The sequence below is a fragment of the Streptomyces sp. NPDC096105 genome (assembly GCF_044763335.1).
In the GTDB taxonomy this organism is placed as follows: domain Bacteria; phylum Actinomycetota; class Actinomycetes; order Streptomycetales; family Streptomycetaceae; genus Streptomyces.
In genome coordinates, this window is sequence record NZ_JBIWGC010000001.1 from 44,485 (window position 1) to 65,413 (window position 20,929).

17 protein-coding genes and 1 pseudogene are annotated in these 20,929 nt (G+C 74.0%); 7 read left to right on the plus strand and 11 right to left on the minus strand.

What is annotated here, in order from left to right; translation table 11 throughout:
• Positions 1–6: 6 nt before the first annotated feature.
• Entirely contained in the window at positions 7–1,524 is a 1,518-nt protein-coding gene (gene glpK, locus ACIQ8B_RS00220; RefSeq protein ID WP_290007219.1) for a glycerol kinase GlpK, read from the plus strand.
• Between the two features lie 16 nt (positions 1,525–1,540).
• Here glpK and ACIQ8B_RS00225 read toward each other — a convergent pair whose 3' ends face one another.
• Positions 1,541–1,732: a hypothetical protein gene (locus ACIQ8B_RS00225; RefSeq protein WP_106414721.1), complete on the minus strand. Its 192-nt coding sequence runs from the start codon at positions 1,730–1,732 to the stop codon at positions 1,541–1,543.
• Between the two features lie 220 nt (positions 1,733–1,952).
• Here ACIQ8B_RS00225 and ACIQ8B_RS00230 point away from each other — a divergent pair, with 220 nt between their 5' ends.
• Positions 1,953–3,089, plus strand: a complete 1,137-nt coding sequence (locus tag ACIQ8B_RS00230; protein WP_403544100.1) for a glutathione-independent formaldehyde dehydrogenase — start codon at positions 1,953–1,955, stop codon at positions 3,087–3,089.
• 12 nt (positions 3,090–3,101) lie between these two features.
• Here ACIQ8B_RS00230 and pip read toward each other — a convergent pair whose 3' ends face one another.
• The gene (gene pip, locus ACIQ8B_RS00235) at positions 3,102–4,067 is read right to left on the minus strand and encodes a prolyl aminopeptidase (protein ID WP_403544102.1); all 966 of its coding nucleotides are present in this window, start codon (positions 4,065–4,067) and stop codon (positions 3,102–3,104) included.
• 31 nt (positions 4,068–4,098) lie between these two features.
• Positions 4,099–4,821 carry a uracil-DNA glycosylase gene (locus ACIQ8B_RS00240; RefSeq protein ID WP_403544104.1) on the minus strand — a complete coding sequence of 241 codons (723 nt, stop codon included), beginning with the start codon at positions 4,819–4,821 and terminating at the stop codon, positions 4,099–4,101.
• 96 nt (positions 4,822–4,917) lie between these two features.
• On the opposite strand from ACIQ8B_RS00240, the gene ACIQ8B_RS00245 reads away from it, so the two are divergent.
• A complete protein-coding gene (locus ACIQ8B_RS00245; protein WP_403544106.1) occupies positions 4,918–5,586 on the plus strand; it encodes an RNA-binding S4 domain-containing protein in 669 nt (222 codons plus the stop codon).
• 77 nt (positions 5,587–5,663) lie between these two features.
• Here the strand turns inward: ACIQ8B_RS00245 and ACIQ8B_RS00250 are convergent, their stop codons facing one another.
• The gene (locus ACIQ8B_RS00250) at positions 5,664–6,356 is read right to left on the minus strand and encodes a class I SAM-dependent methyltransferase (RefSeq protein WP_403544756.1); all 693 of its coding nucleotides are present in this window, start codon (positions 6,354–6,356) and stop codon (positions 5,664–5,666) included.
• A 192-nt stretch (positions 6,357–6,548) separates the two neighbouring features.
• Between ACIQ8B_RS00250 and ACIQ8B_RS00255 the strand changes: the two are divergent.
• Positions 6,549–6,677: pseudogene (locus tag ACIQ8B_RS00255) on the plus strand (DUF6343 family protein); the annotation flags it as partial.
• A 123-nt stretch (positions 6,678–6,800) separates the two neighbouring features.
• On the opposite strand, the gene ACIQ8B_RS00260 reads toward ACIQ8B_RS00255, so the two are convergent.
• The 4 genes from ACIQ8B_RS00260 to rpsA all read right to left on the minus strand — a co-directional run bounded on the left by ACIQ8B_RS00260 (position 6,801) and on the right by rpsA (position 10,545).
• Positions 6,801–7,181, minus strand: coding sequence for a M48 family metallopeptidase (locus tag ACIQ8B_RS00260; protein WP_106414716.1), 381 nt, complete (start codon positions 7,179–7,181; stop codon positions 6,801–6,803).
• Between the two features lie 50 nt (positions 7,182–7,231).
• A complete protein-coding gene (gene coaE / locus ACIQ8B_RS00265) occupies positions 7,232–7,843 on the minus strand; it encodes a dephospho-CoA kinase (RefSeq protein ID WP_403544108.1) in 612 nt (203 codons plus the stop codon).
• A 45-nt stretch (positions 7,844–7,888) separates the two neighbouring features.
• Positions 7,889–8,827, minus strand: coding sequence for a PAC2 family protein (locus ACIQ8B_RS00270; protein ID WP_403544110.1), 939 nt, complete (start codon positions 8,825–8,827; stop codon positions 7,889–7,891).
• Positions 8,828–9,051: 224 nt separating this feature from the next.
• The gene (rpsA, locus tag ACIQ8B_RS00275; protein WP_093766690.1) at positions 9,052–10,545 is read right to left on the minus strand and encodes a 30S ribosomal protein S1; all 1,494 of its coding nucleotides are present in this window, start codon (positions 10,543–10,545) and stop codon (positions 9,052–9,054) included.
• A 362-nt stretch (positions 10,546–10,907) separates the two neighbouring features.
• On the opposite strand from rpsA, the gene ACIQ8B_RS00280 reads away from it, so the two are divergent.
• On the plus strand, positions 10,908–11,720 hold the full coding sequence (locus tag ACIQ8B_RS00280) for a class I SAM-dependent methyltransferase (protein ID WP_290007287.1): 813 nt from the start codon (positions 10,908–10,910) through the stop codon (positions 11,718–11,720).
• A gap of 4 nt (positions 11,721–11,724) precedes the next feature.
• Positions 11,725–14,352 carry an ATP-dependent RNA helicase gene (locus ACIQ8B_RS00285; protein WP_403544112.1) on the plus strand — a complete coding sequence of 876 codons (2,628 nt, stop codon included), beginning with the start codon at positions 11,725–11,727 and terminating at the stop codon, positions 14,350–14,352.
• 45 nt (positions 14,353–14,397) lie between these two features.
• Here ACIQ8B_RS00285 and ACIQ8B_RS00290 read toward each other — a convergent pair whose 3' ends face one another.
• The gene (locus tag ACIQ8B_RS00290; protein ID WP_403544115.1) at positions 14,398–16,191 is read right to left on the minus strand and encodes a lytic murein transglycosylase; all 1,794 of its coding nucleotides are present in this window, start codon (positions 16,189–16,191) and stop codon (positions 14,398–14,400) included.
• A 321-nt stretch (positions 16,192–16,512) separates the two neighbouring features.
• Between ACIQ8B_RS00290 and ACIQ8B_RS00295 the strand changes: the two genes are divergently transcribed.
• Positions 16,513–17,376, plus strand: a complete 864-nt coding sequence (locus ACIQ8B_RS00295) for a DUF4184 family protein (RefSeq protein WP_403544117.1) — start codon at positions 16,513–16,515, stop codon at positions 17,374–17,376.
• On the opposite strand, the gene ACIQ8B_RS00300 is transcribed toward ACIQ8B_RS00295, so the two are convergent.
• Positions 17,294–17,731: a hypothetical protein gene (locus ACIQ8B_RS00300; protein WP_403544119.1), complete on the minus strand. Its 438-nt coding sequence runs from the start codon at positions 17,729–17,731 to the stop codon at positions 17,294–17,296. The genes ACIQ8B_RS00295 and ACIQ8B_RS00300 overlap by 83 nt on opposite strands.
• Positions 17,732–18,135: 404 nt before the next feature.
• Entirely contained in the window at positions 18,136–20,862 is a 2,727-nt protein-coding gene (gene polA, locus ACIQ8B_RS00305) for a DNA polymerase I (protein ID WP_403544121.1), read from the minus strand.
• Positions 20,863–20,929 lie beyond the last annotated feature (67 nt).

The following is a 20,929-nucleotide window of genomic DNA, read 5'->3' on the forward strand; positions in this document are numbered from 1 at the left end:
GCAGCGATGCCCGAATTCGTCGGCGCGGTGGACCAGGGGACCACCAGCACCCGCTTCATGATCTTCGATCACGCCGGTAACGAGGTGGCGAAGCACCAGCTGGAGCACCAGCAGATCCTGCCCCGTTCCGGCTGGGTCGAGCACGACCCGGTGGAGATCTGGGAGCGCACCAACACGGTGATCCAGAACGCCCTCCGCGACGGTAACCTGACGGCTTCCGACCTCCGGGCCATCGGCATCACCAACCAGCGCGAGACGACCGTCGTCTGGGACCCGCGCACCGGCCGTCCGTACTACAACGCGATCGTCTGGCAGGACACCCGCACCGACAGCATCGCCGCCGCCCTCGAACGCGAGGGCCACGGCGACGTGATCCGCCACAAGGCGGGACTGCCGCCGGCCACCTACTTCTCCGGCGGCAAGATCAAGTGGCTGCTGGACCACGTGGACGGGCTGCGCGAGGCGGCCGAGGCGGGGCACGCCCTGTTCGGCAACACGGACGCCTGGGTGCTGTGGAACCTCACCGGCGGCCCCAACGGCGGCGTCCACGCCACGGACGTGACCAACGCCAGCCGCACCATGCTGATGAACCTGGAGACCCTCGACTGGGACGACGAGCTGCTCGGCATCCTCGGCATCCCGCGCTCGATGCTCCCGGCCATCCACCCCTCCTCGGACCCCGAGGCGTTCGGCCAGGCCCGCACGTCCCGCCCGCTGGGCGCCGCCGTGCCGATCACCGGCGTCCTCGGCGACCAGCACGCGGCCACCGTGGGACAGGTCTGCTTCTCCCCCGGCGAGGCCAAGAACACCTACGGCACCGGCAACTTCCTGGTGCTGAACACCGGCACCGAACTGGTCCGCTCGCGGAACGGCCTGCTGACGACGGTGGCGTACCAGTTCGCCGGCAGCCCGGCGGTGTACGCGCTGGAGGGCTCCATCGCCGTGACCGGCGCGGCGGTGCAGTGGCTGCGCGACCAGCTGAAGATCATCGGGAGCGCCCCGGACAGCGAGCAGCTGGCACGCTCGGTGGAGGACAACGGCGGCATGTTCTTCGTGCCCGCGTTCTCCGGCCTGTTCGCCCCCTACTGGCGTTCCGACGCCCGGGGCGCCATCGTCGGCCTGTCCCGGTACAACACCGGCGGTCACATCGCGCGGGCCACGCTGGAGGCGATCTGCTACCAGAGCCGTGACGTGGTCGAGGCGATGGAGCAGGACTCCGGGGTGCACCTGGACGTGCTCAAGGTGGACGGCGGTGTCACCGCGAACGACCTGTGCATGCAGATCCAGGCCGATGTGCTCGGGGTGCCGGTCAGCCGGCCCGTGGTCGCGGAGACCACCGCGCTGGGCGCCGCGTACGCCGCGGGCCTCGCCACCGGCTTCTGGAACGACACGGACGAGCTCCGCTCGCACTGGCAGGAGTCCAGGCGCTGGGAGCCGCGGTGGGACGAGGACCGGCGTCGGCAGGGCTACGAGGACTGGAAGCGGGCCGTCGAGCGCACCCTGGACTGGGTCAAGGTCGACTGAGCCCCGAGGTGACCGGTCAGCGGTCGGCGACGTCCTCACGGAGGCCGTCGGAGAACTCCCACCACGACAGCGCGAGCCAGTCGCCGTTGACGAACGCGTCGACGGATGCGCCGCGCCCGCGGACGGTCACGGTCGTGCCCGGGGGGTACAGGGTGCCGGACAGCCCCGGCACGGCCACGAGCAAGGTTCCCAGCCTCTGAGCTGCCATGTTCCGCCCTCTCCCCTCTCATCGGGTCTTCATCGGGTCTTCATCGGAATCACCGGACGCCGCGCCACCGGAACGGGGCGGGCGTCGCTCGACATTCGTCGGATATTACCGGCTTGCCCCGGTCACAAGACCGGGGAATCATGAGATATCGGTCACGCGGACCATCGGGAGGGGCGCCGCCGCGCACCACGCGGAACACCAACCGAACGGAGATCGCACCATGAAGGCCGTCGTGTACAAGGGACCGTTCGAGGTCGCCGTCGAGGAGGTCGAGAACCCGACCATCCAGCATCCGAACGACGTGATCGTCCGGATCACGTCGACCGCGATCTGCGGCTCCGACCTGCACATGTACGAGGGTCGCACCAACGCCGAGCCGGGCATCACCTTCGGCCACGAGAACATGGGCATCATCGCCGAGGTCGGTCCGGGCGTCGCCTCGCTCGAGGAGGGCGACCGCGTGGTCATGCCCTTCAACGTCGCCTGCGGCTTCTGCACCAACTGCGTCGAGGGCTTCACCGGGTACTGTCTCACCGTCAACCCCGGCTTCCCGGGCGGCGCCTACGGCTATGTGGCCATGGGCCCCTGGAAGGGCGGGCAGGCGGAGTACCTGCGCGTCCCCTACGCCGACTTCAACTGCCTGAAACTGCCGCCGGGCACCGAGCACGAGAACGACTTCGTGCTCCTCGCGGACATCTTCCCCACCGGCTACCACGGCTGCGAGCTCGCCCAGGTGCGCCCGGGTGAGAGCGTCGCGGTGTACGGCGCCGGCCCGGTCGGGCTGATGGCCGCCTACTCGGCGATGATGCGCGGCGCGAAGAAGGTGTTCGTGGTCGACCGGGTCGCCGAGCGGCTGCAGAAGGCCGAGGAGATCGGGGCGGTTCCGGTCAACTTCGCGGAGGCCGACCCGGTCGAGCAGATCCACGACCAGACCGACGGCATGGGCACCGACAAGGGCATCGACGCCGTCGGCTACCAGGCCTCGGCGGGCGGCGACACGGACCGGGAGGAGCCGGCGACCGTGCTGAACTCGCTGGTCCGCACGGTCCGGGCCACCGGCATGCTCGGCGTCCCCGGGCTGTACGTGCCGTCCGACCCGGGCGCCCCGGACGAGCACTCCAAGCAGGGCATGCTGCTGGTCGCGGTCGGCAAGCTCTTCGAGAAGGGGATCAGGCTCGGCACCGGCCAGTGCAACGTCAAGCGCTACAACCGGCAGCTCCGCGACATGATCATCGAGGGCCGGGCGAAGCCCAGCTTCGTGGTCTCGCACGAACTGCCGCTGGACCAGGCGCCGTCCGCGTACGACAAGTTCGACAAGCGGATCGAGGGCTACACCAAGGTGGTGCTGCAGCCGTAAGGGGTCCGCTCGTCAGACCGGGCGGCGGGCGTACCGGTCCGTCGCCGCCACCAGGGCGTCGTCGCCGGCCGCGCCCGCGTCGTGGCCGGCGTCGTCGACGATCACCAGCTCGCTGTCCGGCCAGGCGTGGTGCAGCCGCCAGACGATGCCGAGGAGATTGCCGACGTCGAGGCTGCCCTGGACCAGGGTGCCGGGGATGCCCTTGAGGAGGTGGGCGTCGCGGAGGACGACGCCCTCCTCTCCCCCGTCGCCGAAGAAGTGGTCGTTGCCCCAGTAGTGGGTGACGGTGCGGGCGAAGCCCAGGCGGAACGCCGGGTCGCGGAACCGCTCCACGGAACCGGGCGGGGCGGGGACGATCGCCGTCTCCCAGTCCGTCCACGCCCGCGCGGCCCGCGCCCTGACCCGCGGGTCGGGCGACTCCAGCAGCCGGTTGTACGCGGCGGCCAGGTTGCCGTCGCGCTCGGCCTCGGGCAGTTCCGCGAGGAACCGCGCGTGGGCCTCCGGGAAGAACCGGCCGAGGCCCCGCGTCAGCAGGCCGACCTCCGCGGGCGAGCCGGTGGCCACGCCGGTCAGCACCAGTTCGGAGACCACACCGGGGCGGGTCTGCGCGTAGCGCAGGCCCAGGGCCGAGCCGAAGGACACGCCCCACACCAGCCACCGCTCGATGCCCAGGTGGGCGCGCAGCCGCTCCAGGTCCGCCATGAGGTGCGGCGCCGTGTTGACGCCCATGTCGGTGGCGGGGTCGGCGGCCGACGGCACCGACCGTCCCGCGCCGCGCTGGTCGAACAGGACGATGCGGTAGGCGGCGGGGTCGAAGTAGCGCCGCAGTCCGGCGCCGGCGCCCGAGCCGGGCCCGCCGTGCAGCACCACCGCGGGCTTGCCGTGCGGATTCCCGCTGGTCTCCCAGCGGACGCGGTTGCCGTCCCCGACGTCGAGCATGCCGTGGTCGTACGGTTCGATCTCCGGATACCTGCCCATCCGGGCACCGTAGCGCCACCGCGCGGGACGCTCATCCCCTTTCCTCCGGGCGCAGTCCGGCTGCCCCGGCCGCCGTGCGCAGGACGTCCCGGAGCATCTCGGGGGTGAGCTTGCCCGTGAAGGTGTTGCGCTGGCTGACGTGGAAGCAGCCGTGCAGGCGGAGCGCCGGGCCGTCGGCGGCGTCCAGCTCGACCCGGGCGCCGTGCCCGAAGGCGGGCCGGGGCCGAGGCACGGTCCAGCCCGCCTCGGCGAACGCGGGCAGCGCCGCCTGCCAGCCGAAGGCGCCGAGGACGACCGCCGCCCGGACCGTCGGCCGCAGCAGCCGCAGCTCCTGCACCAGCCAGGGGCGGCAGGCGTCCCGTTCGGCCGGGGTGGGCTTGTTGGCGGGCGGGGCGCAGTGCACGGGCCCGGTGACACGGACGCCGTACAGCTCCAGGCCGTCGTCGGCATGGACCGAGGTCGGCTGGGAGGCCAGGCCCACGTCGTACAGCGCCTGGTACAGCACGTCGCCGGAGCGGTCCCCGGTGAACATCCGGCCGGTGCGGTTGCCGCCGTGCGCGGCGGGCGCGAGGCCGACGATCAGCAGCCGCGCGTCCGGCGGCCCGAATCCGGGCACCGGCCTCCCCCAGTACGTCCAGTCGGCGAACGCGGCCCGCTTGGTACGGGCGACCTCCTCGCGCCAGTCGACCAGACGCGGGCAGGCACGGCAGCCGGCGATGCGCCGGTCGAGCCGGGCGAGGCCTTGGTGATCCATGGTTCCACCGTAGGCGCCGGGTGCGGCATCCGGGCGCGGTCATGCCCGTCGGCATCCGTACACGGTCGGCGGGCCGGGCGGGCTAAGGTCGGGGGCATGGTTGCGGAGGGTGCGCAGAACGACAGGACGGCCGGAGCGGACGAAGGCGCCGACGGCGCGGGGACCACGCCCCGGCCCGCGGGGGCCGTGCCCGAGCCGGCGGACCCGAAGACCGCCGCGGCGGTGGCCGCCGCCGAAGCGGCCGGGCCGCAGCACGGCGAGACCGTGCGGATCGACAGCTGGATCTGGTCGGTACGGCTGGTCAAGACCCGGTCCATGGGCGCCGCCGCCTGCCGGGGCGGGCACGTCCGCGTGAACGGCGAGCGGGTGAAGCCGTCGCACTCCGTGCGGGTCGGCGACGAGGTGCGGGTGCGGGTCGAGACGCGGGAGCGGGTCGTCGTCGTGAAGCGGCTGATCCGCAAGCGGGTGGGGGCGCCGGTCGCCGCCCAGTGCTACATCGACAACTCCCCGCCGCCCCCGCCGCGCGAGGCCGTCGCCCCGGCCGGCATCCGCGACCGCGGCGCGGGCCGCCCGACCAAGCGGGACCGCCGCGAGCTGGAGCGGCTGCGAGGGCTGGGCGGCCCTGGCCCGTTCGGCGGCCCCGCGGGCCCGCCCGCCCTGGGTGACCCGGGCGCGGCGGCAGGCGGACGCGGAGGCGCGCACGGTCGTGGGGCAGGCGGCCGCCGGGGCCGGAACAAGGGGGCGGGAGGCGCACCCCGGCCGTGAACACGGGTGCGGGGTCACGGCCGCGGGGCGCCGGCCCCCACCGGCCCGGCCTACGCGAAGGCGCAGTCCCCCGCCTGTCAGGTGCGGGTGCGGGTCGCCGGCACCGCCCTCACCCACATCCCGTCCTCCGTCAGATACCGGTCCACCCTCAGGCCCTCCTCCGCGAGTGCCGCCTCGAACCGCTCCGGGGTCAGCGGACGTGATCTGAACGTCTGGGTCCAGGTCGCGTCCGGGAACACGTACTCCGCGTGGACCGAGTCGACGCCGTCGCCGGCCGGCTCCACGGACACGATCCGCACCGTGAAACCCGCCGGGTCCACACGCTCGCGCGGCACGTTCGTGTGGTAGTCCGCGCCCTCCCGCTGGATCAGTACGCACCCGCCCTCCGCCAGGTGCCGCACGCAGGTGCGCAGCATGCCCCGCCGCACCCCGGTGTCCCCCGCGTGCACCAGGAACGAGGCCAGCAGCACCACGTCGAACGTCTCGCCGAGGCCGAGCCGCTCCACGGGGCCGCATATCGTCCGCGCCCCGCGGACCCGCTCCAGCATCTCGGCGGACTCGTCCACCGCCGTCACCTCGAAGCCCCGCTCCAGCAGCGCGTGCGTCATCCGCCCCGCACCGCAGCCCAGCTCCAGAATGCGCGCCCCCGGCGGCACCGCTCCGGCGACGACGTCCGGCTCGTCCCCCACGGGAAGCCGCGCGTACAGCTCCACAGCGCAGCCGTCCGGGGTGATCTTCCCGGGCCCCGTCCCCTGACAACCCTCGCGCATCGTCTGCTCCATGCCCGTCGAACGGGCCGCGCCCGTACGTCCGTCCCCCTCCCCGTCGATGCCACCCGAACGAGTGACGGGGGATCCGGCGGCCGTACCGGGAACCCGCAGGACGGGGACGTCCGGCGCCGACGGGGCGAGGAGCGCGATGCGCACGGGCAGTGAACCGACGGCCGCGCGGAGTCCCTGCGCATGCGGTTCTGGCCGAGCGTGTGGGGTGTGGCCCGGACGGTGGCCGGAACCGTGGCGTTCGCGCTCGCCGGGTGTCCGGGCCGGGCGCCGGCCTGCGGGATGCTGTGGCTGGTCGGCACGGCGGACCTGCTGTTCGTGCTCCGGCACATCCGCCAGGGCCCCCGCCACCGGCCGGGCCGCGACGCCCCCCGTACGGGCCGCCGGAGGACCGGCGCCAGCCGGGTGCGGTCCGGCACCGGACCCCGCAGGGACTCACTCGTCGAAGCGCGCCGCCTTCAGGTACTCCGGGTTCGGGTCCAGCGCCGCCGCCAGCCGGAAGTGCCGCTTGGCGGGGTGGGGACGGCCCTGCCGCTGGTAGGTGCGGGCGAGCGCGTAGTGGGCGAAGGCGTTGTCCGGCTCCCGCTCCAGGACGAGCGAGAACTCCAGCTCGGCGGGGCGCAGCTGGGCGGCCGCGAAGAAGGCGCGCGCCCGCAGCAGCCGGGCGGCCGTGTTCTCGGGATGGACGTCGATCACGCCGTCGAGCAGCTTCACCGCGCCCCGCGGGTCGCGGGAGGCGAGCAGGTGCTCGGCGGCGCGGAAGTCGATGACATGCGTCTCCGGCGTACGTCCGGACGGACCACTGGTCTCGGGCACGGCGGAATCCTTCCCTCGCTCGGAAGGACCAACGCCCCGCCCGGCGCCGGTTATTCCGGCCGGGGCTCCCGCGCACGGCGGACCAGCTCGGCCCACACCTCCTCGACGCGCCGTTCCAGCGCGTCGAGGGGCACGTCGTTGTCGATGACGACGTCGGCGATCGCCCGGCGCTGCTCCCGGGTGGCCTGGGCCGCCATGCGGGCCCGTGCGTCCGCCTCGCTCATGCCGCGCAGCCGCACCAGCCGGTCGAGCTGGGTCTCGGGACGCGTGTCGACGACGATCACGACGTCGTAGAGCGGGGCGAGGCCGTTCTCGGTGAGGAGCGGCACGTCGTGGACGACGACGGCGTCCTCGGGCGCGGCCTCCTCCAGTTCCCGCGACCGGGCGCCCACCAGGGGGTGCACGATCGAGTTGAGCGTGGTCAGCTTCTCCGGGTCGGCGAAGACGAGGGCGCCGAGGCGGGGCCGGTCCAGGCTGCCGTCCTCGGCGAGGATCTCCTCGCCGAAGGCCTCCACGACGGCGGCGAGCCCGGGCGTGCCCGGCTCGACGACCTCGCGTGCGATGCGGTCGGCGTCGATCAGCACGGCTCCGCACTCCACGAGCAGCCGCGACACCTCGCTCTTGCCGGCTCCGATACCGCCGGTCAGGCCCACTGTCAGCATGGGCAGCAGCCTAGGCGGCGGCTGCGACCGGCGGTCCGGCGGGCGTCAGGTGTCGCCCTCCCGCTCGGCGAGGAACCTCTCGAACTCACGGCCGATCTCGTCCGCCGACGGGATGTCCACCGGCTCGGCGAGCATGTTGCCCCGGGTCGCGGCGCCCGCGGCGGCGTCGTACTGGTGCTCCAGGCCTTGGACGAGGGCGGTGAGCTCGTCGTCGCCCTCCCGGATCTGGCGGTCGATCTCGGTCTGGGTGCGCTGGGCGTCGGTGCGCAGGGAGTGCGCGACGCCGGGCAGGACGAGCCCCGTGGCGGCCGTGATGGCCTCGAGCGCGGTCAGCGCCGCGTCCGGGTACGGCGAGCGGGCGATGTAGTGCGGCACGTGCGCCGCGACGCCCAGGACGTCGTGCCCGGCCTGCATGAGCCGGTACTCGACCAGGGCCTCGACGCTGCCGGGCACCTGCGCCTCGTCGAAGGGGCTGTCGCTCACCGGGACGAGGTCGGTGCGGTTGCCGTGCGGGGTGAGGCCGACCGGGCGGGTGTGGGGGACGCCCATGGGGATGCCGTGGAAGTTCACCGACAGGCGCACCCCGAGGCGCTCCACGATCTGCCGCACGGCCGCGGCGAAGCACTCCCACTCCACGTCCGGCTCGGGTCCCGAGAGCAGCAGGAAGGGCGCTCCGGTGGCGTCCTGCACGAGCCGCACGGTGATGGCCGGCACCTCGTAGTCGGTCCACCGGTCGCGGGTGAAGGTGAGCAGGGGCCGGCGCGCCCGGTAGTCGACGAGCCGGTCGTGGTCGAACCGGGCGACGACCTGGTGGGGCAGCGAGTCGAGCAGCCGGTCGACGATCTGGTCCCCGGTCTCCCCCGCGTCGATGTATCCGTCGAAGTGGTAGAGCATGACAAGTCCGGCCGACTCCTGGGCCAGCGCCATGTCGACGACGCTCAGTCCCTTCGGCTCCCAGGCGTACACATCCTGCGGATCAAGCACAATGACCGCTCCTCCTCGTGTTCCACCCACCACAACGTGGCACGGAGCACAGGCATTCCCACGATGACGACGCCCGCGGGGAAACACCCTGAAGGGGCGCGGGGAACTGCGCGACGAACTCCCACCGGGCCCGCGGCCGACGACGAACCCGTCAAAAACGCCTGAGGGGTCGCACCTCGAAAGGTGCGACCCCTCAGATCAACCTAGCCCTCAGCGGCGAGCGCTCAGCTCTGGCCACCCGCCAGCTTCTCGCGAAGCGCGGCCAGCGCCTCGTCCGAAGCCAGGGCGCCGGACTGGTCGCCGCCCTCGGAGGAGTACGAACCGCCGCCGGACGCGGCCGGAGCGGCGGCCTCGCCACCCTCGGCAGCGGCCTTCTCGTCCGCCTCGCGGGACTTGATGACCTGCGCCTGGTGCTGCTCGAAGCGAGCCTGCGCCTCGGCGTACTGGCGCTCCCACTCCTCGCGCTGCTTCTCGTAGCCCTCGAGCCAGTCGTTGGTCTCGGGGTCGAAGCCCTCGGGGTAGATGTAGTTGCCCTGGTCGTCGTAGGACGCGGCCATGCCGTACAGGGTCGGGTCGAACTCGACCGCCGTCGGGTCGGCGCCGAAGGCCTCGTTGGCCTGCTTCAGCGAGAGGCTGATGCGGCGGCGCTCGAGGTCGATGTCGATGACCTTGACGAAGATCTCGTCGTTGACCTGGACGACCTGCTCCGGGATCTCCACGTGGCGCTCGGCCAGCTCGGAGATGTGGACCAGACCCTCGATGCCCTCGTCCACGCGGACGAACGCACCGAACGGAACCAGCTTCGTGACCTTGCCGGGCACGACCTGGCCGATCTGGTGGGTGCGGGCGAACTGCTGCCACGGGTCTTCCTGGGTCGCCTTCAGCGACAGGGAGACGCGCTCGCGGTCCATGTCGACGTCGAGGACCTCGACCGTGACCTCCTGGCCGACCTCGACGACCTCGGAGGGGTGGTCGATGTGCTTCCAGGACAGCTCGGAGACGTGGACCAGACCGTCGACGCCACCCAGGTCCACGAAGGCACCGAAGTTGACGATCGAGGAGACGACGCCGGAACGGACCTGACCCTTCTGCAGGGTGGTGAGGAACGTCTGGCGGACCTCGGACTGGGTCTGCTCCAGCCAGGCGCGGCGGGACAGGACCACGTTGTTGCGGTTCTTGTCCAGCTCGATGATCTTCGCCTCGAGCTCCTTGCCCACGTAGGGCTGGAGGTCGCGGACGCGGCGCATCTCGACCAGGGAGGCCGGGAGGAAGCCGCGGAGGCCGATGTCGAGGATGAGACCACCCTTGACGACCTCGATGACGGTACCGGTGACGATGCCGTCCTCTTCCTTGATCTTCTCGATGGTGCCCCAGGCACGCTCGTACTGGGCGCGCTTCTTCGAGAGGATCAGGCGGCCTTCCTTGTCCTCCTTCTGGAGGACCAGGGCCTCGATCTCGTCGCCGACGGCGACGACCTCGTTCGGGTCGACGTCGTGCTTGATCGAGAGCTCGCGGCTCGGGATGACACCTTCGGTCTTGTAACCGATGTCGAGCAGGACCTCGTCCCGGTCGACCTTCACGATGACGCCGTCGACGATGTCGCCGTCGTTGAAGTACTTGATCGTCTCGTCGATCGCGGCGAGGAACGCTTCCTCGTTACCGATGTCGTTGACCGCTACCTGCGGGGTGGTGGCGGTGGTCTCGGTGCTGCTCGTCATGTGGGAAAGGGCTCCGGTACGGACATTGAAGTCGTAGGTACTGCTACGCCGGAGCCCGTTTCGCTCTGCAGAAGCCGGACAGCCAAGGAAGCGCCACGAAAACGCGGTGGCGCCTCGACAACCGAGGGGACATACAACAGATGCGAGCGCAGCCTGCTACGTCTGAGGTGCGCAGGCCCGCAGCGCAACTTGTAGCATACGGGGGCGGCCGGGCATGGTCAATGCACGAAGCCGCCCACCCGGGGCGGATCGCCGCATAACCGGCACAACTGCCGTCTCCCGAGGCCATGCAGGGGTGAAGAAGACCCCCTCGGCGACACACCGGGGACCCGGCTGGACGGAAGAGTACGACGAGGGAGCCGATCATCCAAGAGCCCGAAGTCCCCGAACCGGAGGCCACCCGGCGGGAGGCCGGCGTCACGGAGAGCTCCCGGGCCAACCGGGGCTGGTGGGACCGCAACGCCGACGAGTACCAGACCGAGCACGGCGCCTTCCTCGGCGACGACCGTTTCGTATGGGGCCCGGAGGGCCTGGACGAGGCGGAGGCGGGGCTGCTCGGCCCGCCGGAGGAGCTGAAGGGACGCGACGTCCTGGAGCTGGGCGCCGGCGCGGCACAGTGCTCGCGCTGGCTGGCCGCGCAGGGCGCGCGCCCGGTGGCCCTCGACATCTCGCACCGCCAGCTCCAGCACGCGCTGCGCATCGGCGGGGCGTTCCCCCTGGTGTGCGCGGACGCGGGCGCGCTGCCCTTCGCCGACGCCTCCTTCGACCTGGCCTGCTCGGCGTACGGGGCGCTGCCCTTCGTCGCCGATCCGCGGCTGGTGCTGCGCGAGGCGCACCGGGTGCTGCGGCCGGGCGGGCGGCTGGTGTTCTCCGTGACGCACCCGATCCGCTGGGCGTTCCCGGACGAGCCGGGCCCGGAGGGGCTGAGCGTGTCCGGGTCGTACTTCGACCGCACGCCGTACGTGGAGCAGGACGAGAGCGGCCACGCAGTGTACGTGGAGCACCACAGGACGCTCGGGGACCGGGTCCGTGACGTGGTCGCCTCCGGGTTCCGGCTGGTGGACCTGGTGGAGCCGGAGTGGCCGGCCTGGAACACCTCCGAGTGGGGCGGCTGGTCCCCGCTGCGCGGCAGCCTGATCCCCGGCACGGCGGTCTTCGTGTGCGTACGGGACTGAGCGCGTGATCCGTCACGAGGCACTGGAGTCCCTCCCGGTGCGCGAGGCCCTGCCCGGGCTCGCCGAGGCGCTCGACACCCGCGGCACGTCCGTGCTGGTGGCGCCGCCGGGCACCGGCAAGACCACCCTGGTGCCGCTGGCGCTCGCCGGTCTGTGGGGCACGGGTCCCGCGCGGCGGGTGGTGGTCGCGGAGCCCCGGCGGATCGCGGCCCGCGCGGCGGCGCGCCGGATGGCGTGGCTGCTGGGCGAGCGGGCGGGCGGCTCGGTCGGCTTCACGGTGCGCGGGGAGCGGGCCGTGGGGCGTGACACGCGCGTGGAGGTCGTCACGACCGGTGTGCTCCTCCAGCGGCTCCAGCGCGACCAGGAGCTGGCCGGGGTGGACGCGGTGGTGCTCGACGAGTGCCACGAGCGGCACCTGGACGCGGACACGGCGGCGGCGTTCCTGTGGGACGTGCGCGAGACGCTGCGACCGGACCTGCGGCTGGTGGCCGCGTCGGCGACGACGGACGCGGAGGGCTGGGCACGGCTGCTGGGCGGCGCGCCCGTGGTCGAGGCGCGGGGCGCCGCGCACCCGGTCGACGTGGTGTGGGCGCCGCCCCCGCGCGCGGTGCGGCCGCCGCACGGCATGCGGGTGGATCCGGCGCTGCTCACGCATGTGGCGGCGGTGGCGCGCCGGGCCCTGGCGGAGCGGGACGGCGACGTGCTGGTGTTCCTGCCGGGGGTCGGGGAGATCTCCCGGGTGGCCGGGATGCTGGGCTCCCCGCCCGGGGTGGACGTCCTCCAGGTGCACGGGCGGGCGCCGGCCGCCGTGCAGGACGCGGTGCTGTCGCTCGGTGAGCGGCGCCGGGTGGTGCTGGCGACGTCGGTCGCGGAGTCCTCGCTGACGGTGCCGGGAGTGCGGGTCGTGGTGGACTCGGGTCTCGCCCGCGAGCCGCGCGTCGACCACGCGCGCGGACTGAGCGCCCTGGCGACGGTACGGGCCTCGCGGGCCGCGGGGCGGCAGCGGGCGGGCCGCGCCGGACGTGAGGCGCCGGGCGCGGTGTACCGCTGCTGGGCCGAGGCGGAGGACGCGCGGCTGCCGTCGTACCCCTCCCCCGAGATCAAGGTGGCCGACCTGACGGCGTTCGCGCTCCAGGCGGCCTGCTGGGGTGATCCGGACGCCTCCGGTCTGGCGCTGCTGGATCCCCCTCCGGGCGGCGCGATGGCGGCGGCCCGCGACGTCCTCACCGCGATCGGCGCGGTACGGCCGGACGGCCGCCCCACCGAGCGCGGCGTCCGCCTCACCCGGCTCGGCCTGCACCCGCGCCTGGGACGCGCCCTGATGGACGCCGCCCCGCGCGTGGGCGCCGGCCTCGCGGCCGAGGTCGTCGCGCTGCTCTCCGAGGAGCCCCCGCGCGACTACGGCGACGACCTGACCGCCGCCCTGCGCGCCGCCCGCCGCGGCGGCGACGGGTACGCGGCACGCTGGCGCACGGAGGCACGACGGCTGCGCGGGGCGGCGACCGAGGCGGAGGGAGCCGTACCGGCCGGCGGGCCGGGCGCGGGCGGCTCCGGCGGGACCCCGGCGTCGGACGCCCCTGCGGGGGCGGGCGGCGGTGCGGTGCCGGTGGCCCGCGGTGGCGGGGAGCGGCCGGGCGGGCGCGGTGGTGGGACCGGCGTGGAGGAGCGTGCCGTCGGTGTCGTCGTGGCGCTCGCCTTCCCGGAGCGGGTGGCCCGGGTGGACGGCGGGTCGTACCTGATGGTGGGCGGGACGCGGGCCGAGGTGGGGGCGGGGTCCGCGTTGCGCGGGGCCGAGTGGATCGCCGTGGCCGTGGCCGACCGGCCCGTGGGGCGCGGCCACGCGCGCGTCCTGCTGGGGGCCGCCGTGGACGAGGACGTGGCGCGCTGGGCGGCGGGGACGCTCGCGGAGCGGCGCGAGGAGGTGCACTGGGCCGGCGGGGACGTCGTGGCGCGGCGGGTCGAACGGCTCGGGGCGGTCGAGCTGGCCGCACGGCCGCTCACCGACGCCGGCCCCGCGCCGGTGCGCGCCGCGCTGCTGGACGGGCTGCGCCGGGAGGGGTTCGGGCTGCTGCGGTGGCCGGCCGGGGCGGAGGTCCTGCGGCAGCGGCTGGCCTTCCTGCACGAGCGGCTGGGCGAGCCCTGGCCGGACGTGTCCGACGAGGCGCTGCACGCGCGCGTGGACGAGTGGCTGGAGCCGGAGCTGAGCCGGGCGCGGCGCCGGGCGGACCTCGCCCGCATCGACGCCGGGCAGGCGCTGGCGCGGCTGCTGCCGTGGGCGTCCGGCGAGGCGGCGCGCCTCGACGAGCTGGCGCCCGAGCGGATCACCGTGCCCAGCGGGTCGACCGTACGGATCGACTGGTCCGACCCGGAGCGGCCGGTGCTCGCCGTGAAACTGCAGGAGATGTTCGGGCTGCGGGAGTCGCCCACGGTGGCCGGGGTGCCGTTGCTGGTCCACCTGCTGTCCCCGGCCGGCCGTCCGGCCGCCGTCACCGCCGATCTCGCCTCCTTCTGGCGGGAGGGCTACCAGCAGGTGCGGGCGGAACTGCGGGGCCGGTACCCGAAGCACCCCTGGCCCCAGGACCCGGCCTCGGCGCAGCCGACCCGGCACACCAACGCGCGGTCGCGGGGGTAGGACGCGCGGGCGCCCGTTCCGTACGGGGCGCCCGCGTCCGTGTCGTCAGGCGCCCGGGGTCTGCGAGGGCCCGGTGGACGGCTCCGTCGAGGGGTCTGTCGAGGGGTCTGTCGACGGTTCGGGGTCCGGGCTCGGGGTGGCCGCCGGTTCCACGGTCAGTTCGACCGTGAGGGTCGCGCCGCCGGCCGTGGTGAGGCGGAGCAGGAACGTGCCGGCGGTGTCGTCCGCGTACAGCTTCGGCAGGGTCAGCAGCCCGTCCGCGTCCGTCCTGAGACCGGTCAGGGTGCGGACCGTCCTGCCGTCGGCGTCCTTGAAGTAGGGGCCCTCGTCGTTCTCGGCGGGGTCGTCGGCGGACGTCACGAGGGTGGCGGTGACGGCGACCTTCCCGGCGGCCGCGCCCCGGTAGGTGGCCTTGACCTCGACCGGCTCGGCGAACTCGCCGCCCGCGACGGAGGTCAGTTCCTCGGGGCCGGTGCGGACGAGGGCGGCGGCGGCGCGCTCGGTGACCGTCGCCCGGTAGGGGACGCCCTTGACCGAGCGGCCCGCGACGGCCGCCTGGACGGCGAACGCGCCGGTCCTCTCCCCCGCCCGCAGCGCGGGCGCCACCGCGACGCCGGACGCGTCGGTGGTGACGGTCGCCACGCTCTCGCCGCCGGCGAAGGTGGCGTCCGTGTCGCCGACGATGGTGAAGCGGATCCGCACCTTGGCGACCGCCTTGCCGGTCTCGGTCTCCGCGCGGGTGCTGATGCGCTCGGCGAAGGTGTGGCCCGCCATGGCGGTGAGGGTGCCGGTGCCGGCGTCCTCCAGGTGATGCACCGTGTCGGTGGGCGTCGGCGGAGTGGTCGGAGGAGGCGTGGTGGGCGGCGTGTTCGGGCTGTCGCTGCCGCCGTTGCCGGGTGCGGCGGGGCCGGGCGCCGGCCGGGAGCCGGAGGGCTTGCCGGGCCGGGTGTCGCCGGGCCTCGCCGGCGGGGTGGTGCGCGGCGTCGACGGGGAGGCGCCGGGACGCGCCGTGTCGTCGCTGCGGTCCGCGGGCAGGCTGCCGGTGCCGTCGGGGATCTCGTGGGTGCCCTTGCGGTAGTACTCCAGCCACGACAGGACGGTGTTCAGGTAGTCCGTCGAGTTGTTGTAGCTGAGGATCGCCTTGCGCAGGTCGCCCTGGTCGGACAGGTCCCAGCCGAAGCGGCACAGGTAGTGGCCGGCGGCGAGGGCGGCGTCGTAGATGTTGTTCGGGTCCTCGCGGCCGTCGCCGTTGCCGTCGCGGCCCGCCCACTCCCATGTGGAGGGGATGAACTGCATGGGCCCGACGGCCTGGTCGTACATGCGGTTGCCGTCGTAGACGCCGTTGTCGGTGTCCCGGATGAGGGCGAAGCCGTTGCCGTCGAGCTGGGGGCCGAGGATCGGCGTGACGGTGGTGCCGTCGGCGGTGACCCGGCCGCCGCGCGCCTGACCGGACTCCACCTTGCCGATGGCGGCGAGGAGTTGCCAGGGCAGGTTGCAGCCGGGCTTCTTCTCGCGCAGCGCGGCCTCGGCCTTCTTGTAGGCGTCGAGGACGGTCGCGGGTATGCCGGCCTCGGCGGCGCGCCGGTCGCCGGCGCCCGCGGAGGGCGACGGGCTGGGGCTGTTGAGGGGCGGCAGGTCCGTGTAGTACGGCGAGTTGCCGGTGGCGCTGTCGTCGGCGGCGGCGTCGGGCGCGGAGGTGGCGTCGCCGGTGCTCCGTCCGCCCTGGTCGTCGACCGTGACGCCGGGCGCCTGGGACGCGGACAGGGCCGCCACCGCTGCCGCGGCCACGGCGGTGGTCGCCGCTTGCTTGCGGAGCCGCCTGCCGATGTGCGCCGCCATAGAGTGAACCCCTCCCCTGGGCGCTGCCGGCGCCCGTCACCGTGTGCTGTGTCCGCCCTGTTGTGACGATCTGCCCGCCCCGCCGGCTGCCCCGGGACGCGGGACCGGTTCGGCGACCCTCGCGACCTTACGACAACTTCCTTTGCACGGACACCCGTTGATGTCCGATATTCACCGGTTGGCCGCCTTCTCGTCCGGACGGTTCGCGGGGCGGCGGGCCCGCGCGCGCGGGTCTGCCGAATACTGGGGTCCGCCCGGCACCGGGGCCGCCGGCCGACGAGTCCGGACGCCCCCGGTCAACCCCCGCTGCGAGGAGTCCCGTTGCCGTTCACACTCAGCCACGCGGCGGCGGTCCTGCCGGCCGTCCGCACCGACGGGACGGGCCGCGGGCCGCTGGTCCCGGCCGTGCTGGTCGCGGGCAGCTTCGCGCCCGACATGACCTACTACGCGGCCAGTGCGGTGTCCGGGGCGATGGAGTTCGGCGACGTGACGCACGCCGGCTGGGGCGTGTTCACCGTGGACGTGCTGATCGCCTGGGCGCTGGTGGGGCTGTGGCTGTTGGTGCGGGAGCCGCTGGTGGCGCTGCTGCCGCGGGCGCGCCAGGGGCGGGTGGCGGCGCTGGTGCGCTGCGGCGCGCCCCGGGCGCGCGTACGGGCGTCCCTGGTGGCGCGTTGGTACGTGTCCGCCGTCCTGGGGGCGCTGACGCACGTGGTGTGGGACGCGTTCACCCATCACGACCGGTGGGGAACGCGGCTGTTTCCCGTGCTGGGGCGGGAGATCGGGGGTTCGCCGGTGTTCTGGTACGCGCAGTACGGGACGTCGCTGGTGGCCGCGGTCGTCCTGGTGGCGTTCGCGGCGCGGGCGCTGCGGCGCGCGGTCCCCGGGGACGCGGTGCCCCCGGGGGTGCCGGCGCTGTCGGCGGGCGACCGGTGGGGGGCCGCCCTGCTGCTCGGCGGATGCGCGGTCGTGGCGGCGGTGCTGCGGGCCACCCGGTGGTGGGCCCACTGGGGCCACATGGCGAAGCCCTACGAGCTGATCCCGACCGTCTGTTTCGGCGCGGGCGCGGGGCTGGTCGCCGCGCTGCCGGTGTACGCCGTCGCCGTCAGGGTGTGGCGTCGGGTCCCGGCCACGGGGGGCCCTGCGGGCGCGGATACGCGGGAGCCGGACCGTACGGCCGCATGCTGAGGGTCTCGCTCGCCGCGACGAACACGGTGACCGTGCGGACCGGGCGGGGCCGGGGCAGCAGGGTGAGGGCGAGGGTGAGGTAGGCGCGGGCCAGCTCGGCCCACAGCCGCCACGGGGGTTGTTCCGTCCCGGCGCCCGGGGCGGTGGGGGTGCGGCCGGTTCTCCGCCGGCCGCCGGTGACGCGGACGCCGAGCCGGGCGGCGGCGTCGCGGAAGGCGGCCGTGAGGCCGCCGGGGACGCGGGCGGTGCTTGCGGCGGCCGCGAAGACCGGGACCGGCGGAAACGCCTGGGTGGTGGGTCCGTCGGCGTCGGCCCGCGGGGGTGCCGCTCTGCGGTGAGGCATGCGTATACCCATGCCTGGCATGCTCTCCGCCCGGTCCGGCGCGGGCTCCCCTGTGAGGGCCAGGCGAGTGAAGCACGGGGAGCCCGGCAGCCGCCGGGACACCCTCCCGGACCCCGCCCGGCCTGCGGTCACGGCGCCCTGCGGACGCCTCGGGGCGGCACGGCGGGCCGGGGCGCTCGACCGCCCCGGCGAGGGCGCCGCCCGGCCACCGGCGGCCACCGCCGGGGTGAAACCGCAGGCGCCGGCCTGCCTGCCGCACGGGGACGGGCCGGGCGAACGGCAGCCCGGCCGGCGCGTACCGGCGCCTCCGTGCCGCTGCGCGGCGGCGCACCGGCCGGAGGGGGCAGGCGCCCGGCCGCGGGCGCGCGGGTGTTCACCCGCAGGGGCAGACGCCGCGCCCGGCCCCGCGCACCGCGTCAGTGCGCCGCCGACTCCCAGTCCGGGCCCGCGCCCACCGAGACGCCCAGGGGCACCCGGAGCTCGACGGCGGACGCCATCTCGCGGCGGACCAGGTCCTCGACCTGTTCGCGCTCGCCGGGGGCGAGTTCCAGGACGATCTCGTCGTGGACCTGGAGGAGCATGCGGGAGCGCAGGTCCGCCTCGCGCAGGGCGCGGTCGACGTTCAGCATGGCGATCTTGACGATGTCCGCCGCCGTGCCCTGGATCGGCGCGTTCAGCGCCATCCGCTCCGCCGCCTCGCGGCGCTGGCGGTTGTCGCTGTTGAGGTCCGGCAGGTAGCGGCGGCGGCCGAACAGCGTCGCCGTGTACCCCGTCGCCCGCGCCTCGTCCACGACGCGGCGCAGATAGTCCCGTACGCCGCCGAAGCGTTCGAAGTAGGCGTCCATCAGGGCGCGCGCCTCCGCCGCCTCGATGTTCAGCTGCTGGGACAGGCCGAAGGCGGACAGGCCGTAGGCCAGGCCGTAGGACATCGCCTTGATCTTGCGGCGCATCTCCGCGTCCACCGCGGACCGCTCGACGGAGAACACCTGGGCGGCGGCCGTGGTGTGCAGGTCCTCGCCGGACGTGAACGCCTCGATCAGACCGGCGTCCTCGGAGAGGTGGGCCATCACGCGCAGCTCGATCTGGCTGTAGTCGGCGGTGAGCAGCGCCTCGAAGCCCTCGCCGACCACGAAACCGCGGCGGATGGCGCGGCCCTCGTCCGTGCGGACCGGGATGTTCTGCAGGTTGGGGTCCGTGGAGGACAGCCGGCCCGTCGCGGCGACGGTCTGGTTGAACGTGGTGTGGATGCGGCCGTCCGCGGCGATCGTCTTGATCAGGCCCTCGACGGTGACGCGGAGCTTCGCCTGCTCACGGTGACGCAGCATGATCACCGGCAGTTCGTTGTCCGTCTGCCCGGCGAGCCAGGCGAGGGCGTCGGCGTCCGTGGTGTAACCGGTCTTGGTCTTCTTCGTCCTGGGCAGGGCCAGCTCGCCGAAGAGGACCTCCTGGAGCTGCTTGGGCGAGCCCAGGTTGAACTCGTGCCCCGCCGCGGCGTGCGCCTCCTTCACCGCCTGCTGCACGGCGCCGGCGAACATCTGCTCCATGGCCTCCAGGTGCGCCCGGTCGGCCGCGATGCCGTGCCGCTCCATGCGGGCCAGCAGGGCGGAGGTGGGCAGCTCCATGTCGCGCAGCAGGTCGGAGGCGCCCACGTCGGCGAGGCGGCCCTCGAAGGCCTCGCCCAGGTCGAGGACGGCGCGGGCCTGCACCATCAGCGCGTGCGCCTGGGCGCCGTCGTCCGCGCCGAAGGCGAGCTGTCCGTCGGGCGCGGCGGCGGGCGCCAGCTCCCGGTGCAGGTACTCCAGGGACAGGGCGTCCAGGTCGAAGGAGCGGCGGCCCGGCTTCACCAGGTACGCGGCGAGCGCCGTGTCCATGGTGACGCCCTCGATCCGCCAGCCGTGCTCGGGGAAGACCCGCATCGCGCGCTTGGCGTTGTGGAACACCTTGGGACGGGCCGCGTCTCCGAGCCAGGCGCGGAACGCCTGCTCGTCGGCCTCGTCCAGCTCGGCCGGGTCGAACCAGGCGGCCGGTCCCTCCGCCGTGGCCAGCGCGATCTCGGCGACGGAGCCGGTGCCGAGCGCCCAGGTGTCGACCGCGACGACGCCGACCGGGCCGGTGGCGTGCTCCGCGAGCCAGCCGGCCAGTTCGCCGGTGCCCAGCACGGTGCCGTCGACCTCCACGCCGTCCGCGGCGACCGGGGCGGCCTCGGCCTCCTCGGCGCCCGGGTCGACGGCGAAGAGCCGCTCCCGCAGCGAGGGGTTCCTGATCTCCAGGGTGTCGAGGATCATCGCCACGGTCTTGCGGTCGTAGGCGGTGCGCTCCAGGTCGAGCACGCCCTTCGGCAGCTCCACCTGGCGCTCCAGCTCGGTGAGCCGGCGGTTGAGCTTGACGGACTCCAGGTGGTCGCGGAGGTTCTGCCCGGCCTTGCCCTTGACCTCGTCGGCCCGCTCGACCAGCTCGGCGAAGGAGCCGAACTGGTTGATCCACTTCGCGGCGGTCTTCTCACCGACGCCGGGGATGCCGGGCAGGTTGTCCGACGGGTCGCCGCGCAGGGCTGCGAAGTCCGGGTACTGCGCGGGCGTCAGGCCGTACTTCTCGAAGACCTTCTCCGGGGTGAAGCGGGTCAGCTCGGAGACGCCCTTGGTCGGGTACAGCACCGTGACGTGGTCGGAGACCAGCTGGAAGGAGTCGCGGTCGCCGGTGACGATCAGCACCTCGAAGCCCTCGGCCTCGGCCTGGGTGGCGAGCGTGGCGATGACGTCGTCCGCCTCGAAGCCCTCGACGGCGAAGCGGGGCACGCCCATCGCGTCGAGCAGCTCGCCGATCAGCTGGACCTGGCCCTTGAACTCGTCGGGGGTCTTGGAGCGGTTCGCCTTGTACTCGGCGAACTCCTCCGAGCGCCATGTCCTGCGGGACACGTCGAAGGCGACCGCGAAGTGCGTGGGTGCCTCGTCACGCAAGGTGTTGGCGAGCATCGACGCGAAGCCGTAGATCGCGTTCGTCGGCTGGCCCGTCGCGGTGGTGAAGTTCTCCGCGGGCAGCGCGAAGAACGCGCGGTACGCCAGTGAGTGCCCGTCCATGAGCATCAGGCGCGGGCGGGTCCCGCCGGAGGTCTGGTCGGTCTTCTTCGATGCTGTCTCTGCCACGGGTCCGATCCTGCCACGCCCCACCGACACCGGCTCCCGCCCCCGCGCCGCGCACCTCCGGCACACC

Excerpts from the sequence above, each read along its gene's own strand:
- glpK (WP_290007219.1), top strand. The coding sequence starts at position 7 with ATGCCCGAATTCGTCGGCGCGGTGGACCAGGGGACCACCAGCACCCGC.
- ACIQ8B_RS00225 (WP_106414721.1), bottom strand. The coding sequence starts at position 1,732 with ATGGCAGCTCAGAGGCTGGGAACCTTGCTCGTGGCCGTGCCGGGGCTG.
- ACIQ8B_RS00230 (WP_403544100.1), top strand. The coding sequence starts at position 1,953 with ATGAAGGCCGTCGTGTACAAGGGACCGTTCGAGGTCGCCGTCGAGGAG.
- pip (WP_403544102.1), bottom strand. The coding sequence starts at position 4,067 with ATGGGCAGGTATCCGGAGATCGAACCGTACGACCACGGCATGCTCGAC.
- ACIQ8B_RS00240 (WP_403544104.1), bottom strand. The coding sequence starts at position 4,821 with ATGGATCACCAAGGCCTCGCCCGGCTCGACCGGCGCATCGCCGGCTGC.
- ACIQ8B_RS00245 (WP_403544106.1), top strand. The coding sequence starts at position 4,918 with ATGGTTGCGGAGGGTGCGCAGAACGACAGGACGGCCGGAGCGGACGAA.
- ACIQ8B_RS00250 (WP_403544756.1), bottom strand. The coding sequence starts at position 6,356 with ATGCGCGAGGGTTGTCAGGGGACGGGGCCCGGGAAGATCACCCCGGAC.
- coaE (WP_403544108.1), bottom strand. The coding sequence starts at position 7,843 with ATGCTGACAGTGGGCCTGACCGGCGGTATCGGAGCCGGCAAGAGCGAG.
- rpsA (WP_093766690.1), bottom strand. The coding sequence starts at position 10,545 with ATGACGAGCAGCACCGAGACCACCGCCACCACCCCGCAGGTAGCGGTC.
- ACIQ8B_RS00290 (WP_403544115.1), bottom strand. The coding sequence starts at position 16,191 with ATGGCGGCGCACATCGGCAGGCGGCTCCGCAAGCAAGCGGCGACCACC.
- ACIQ8B_RS00300 (WP_403544119.1), bottom strand. The coding sequence starts at position 17,731 with ATGGGTATACGCATGCCTCACCGCAGAGCGGCACCCCCGCGGGCCGAC.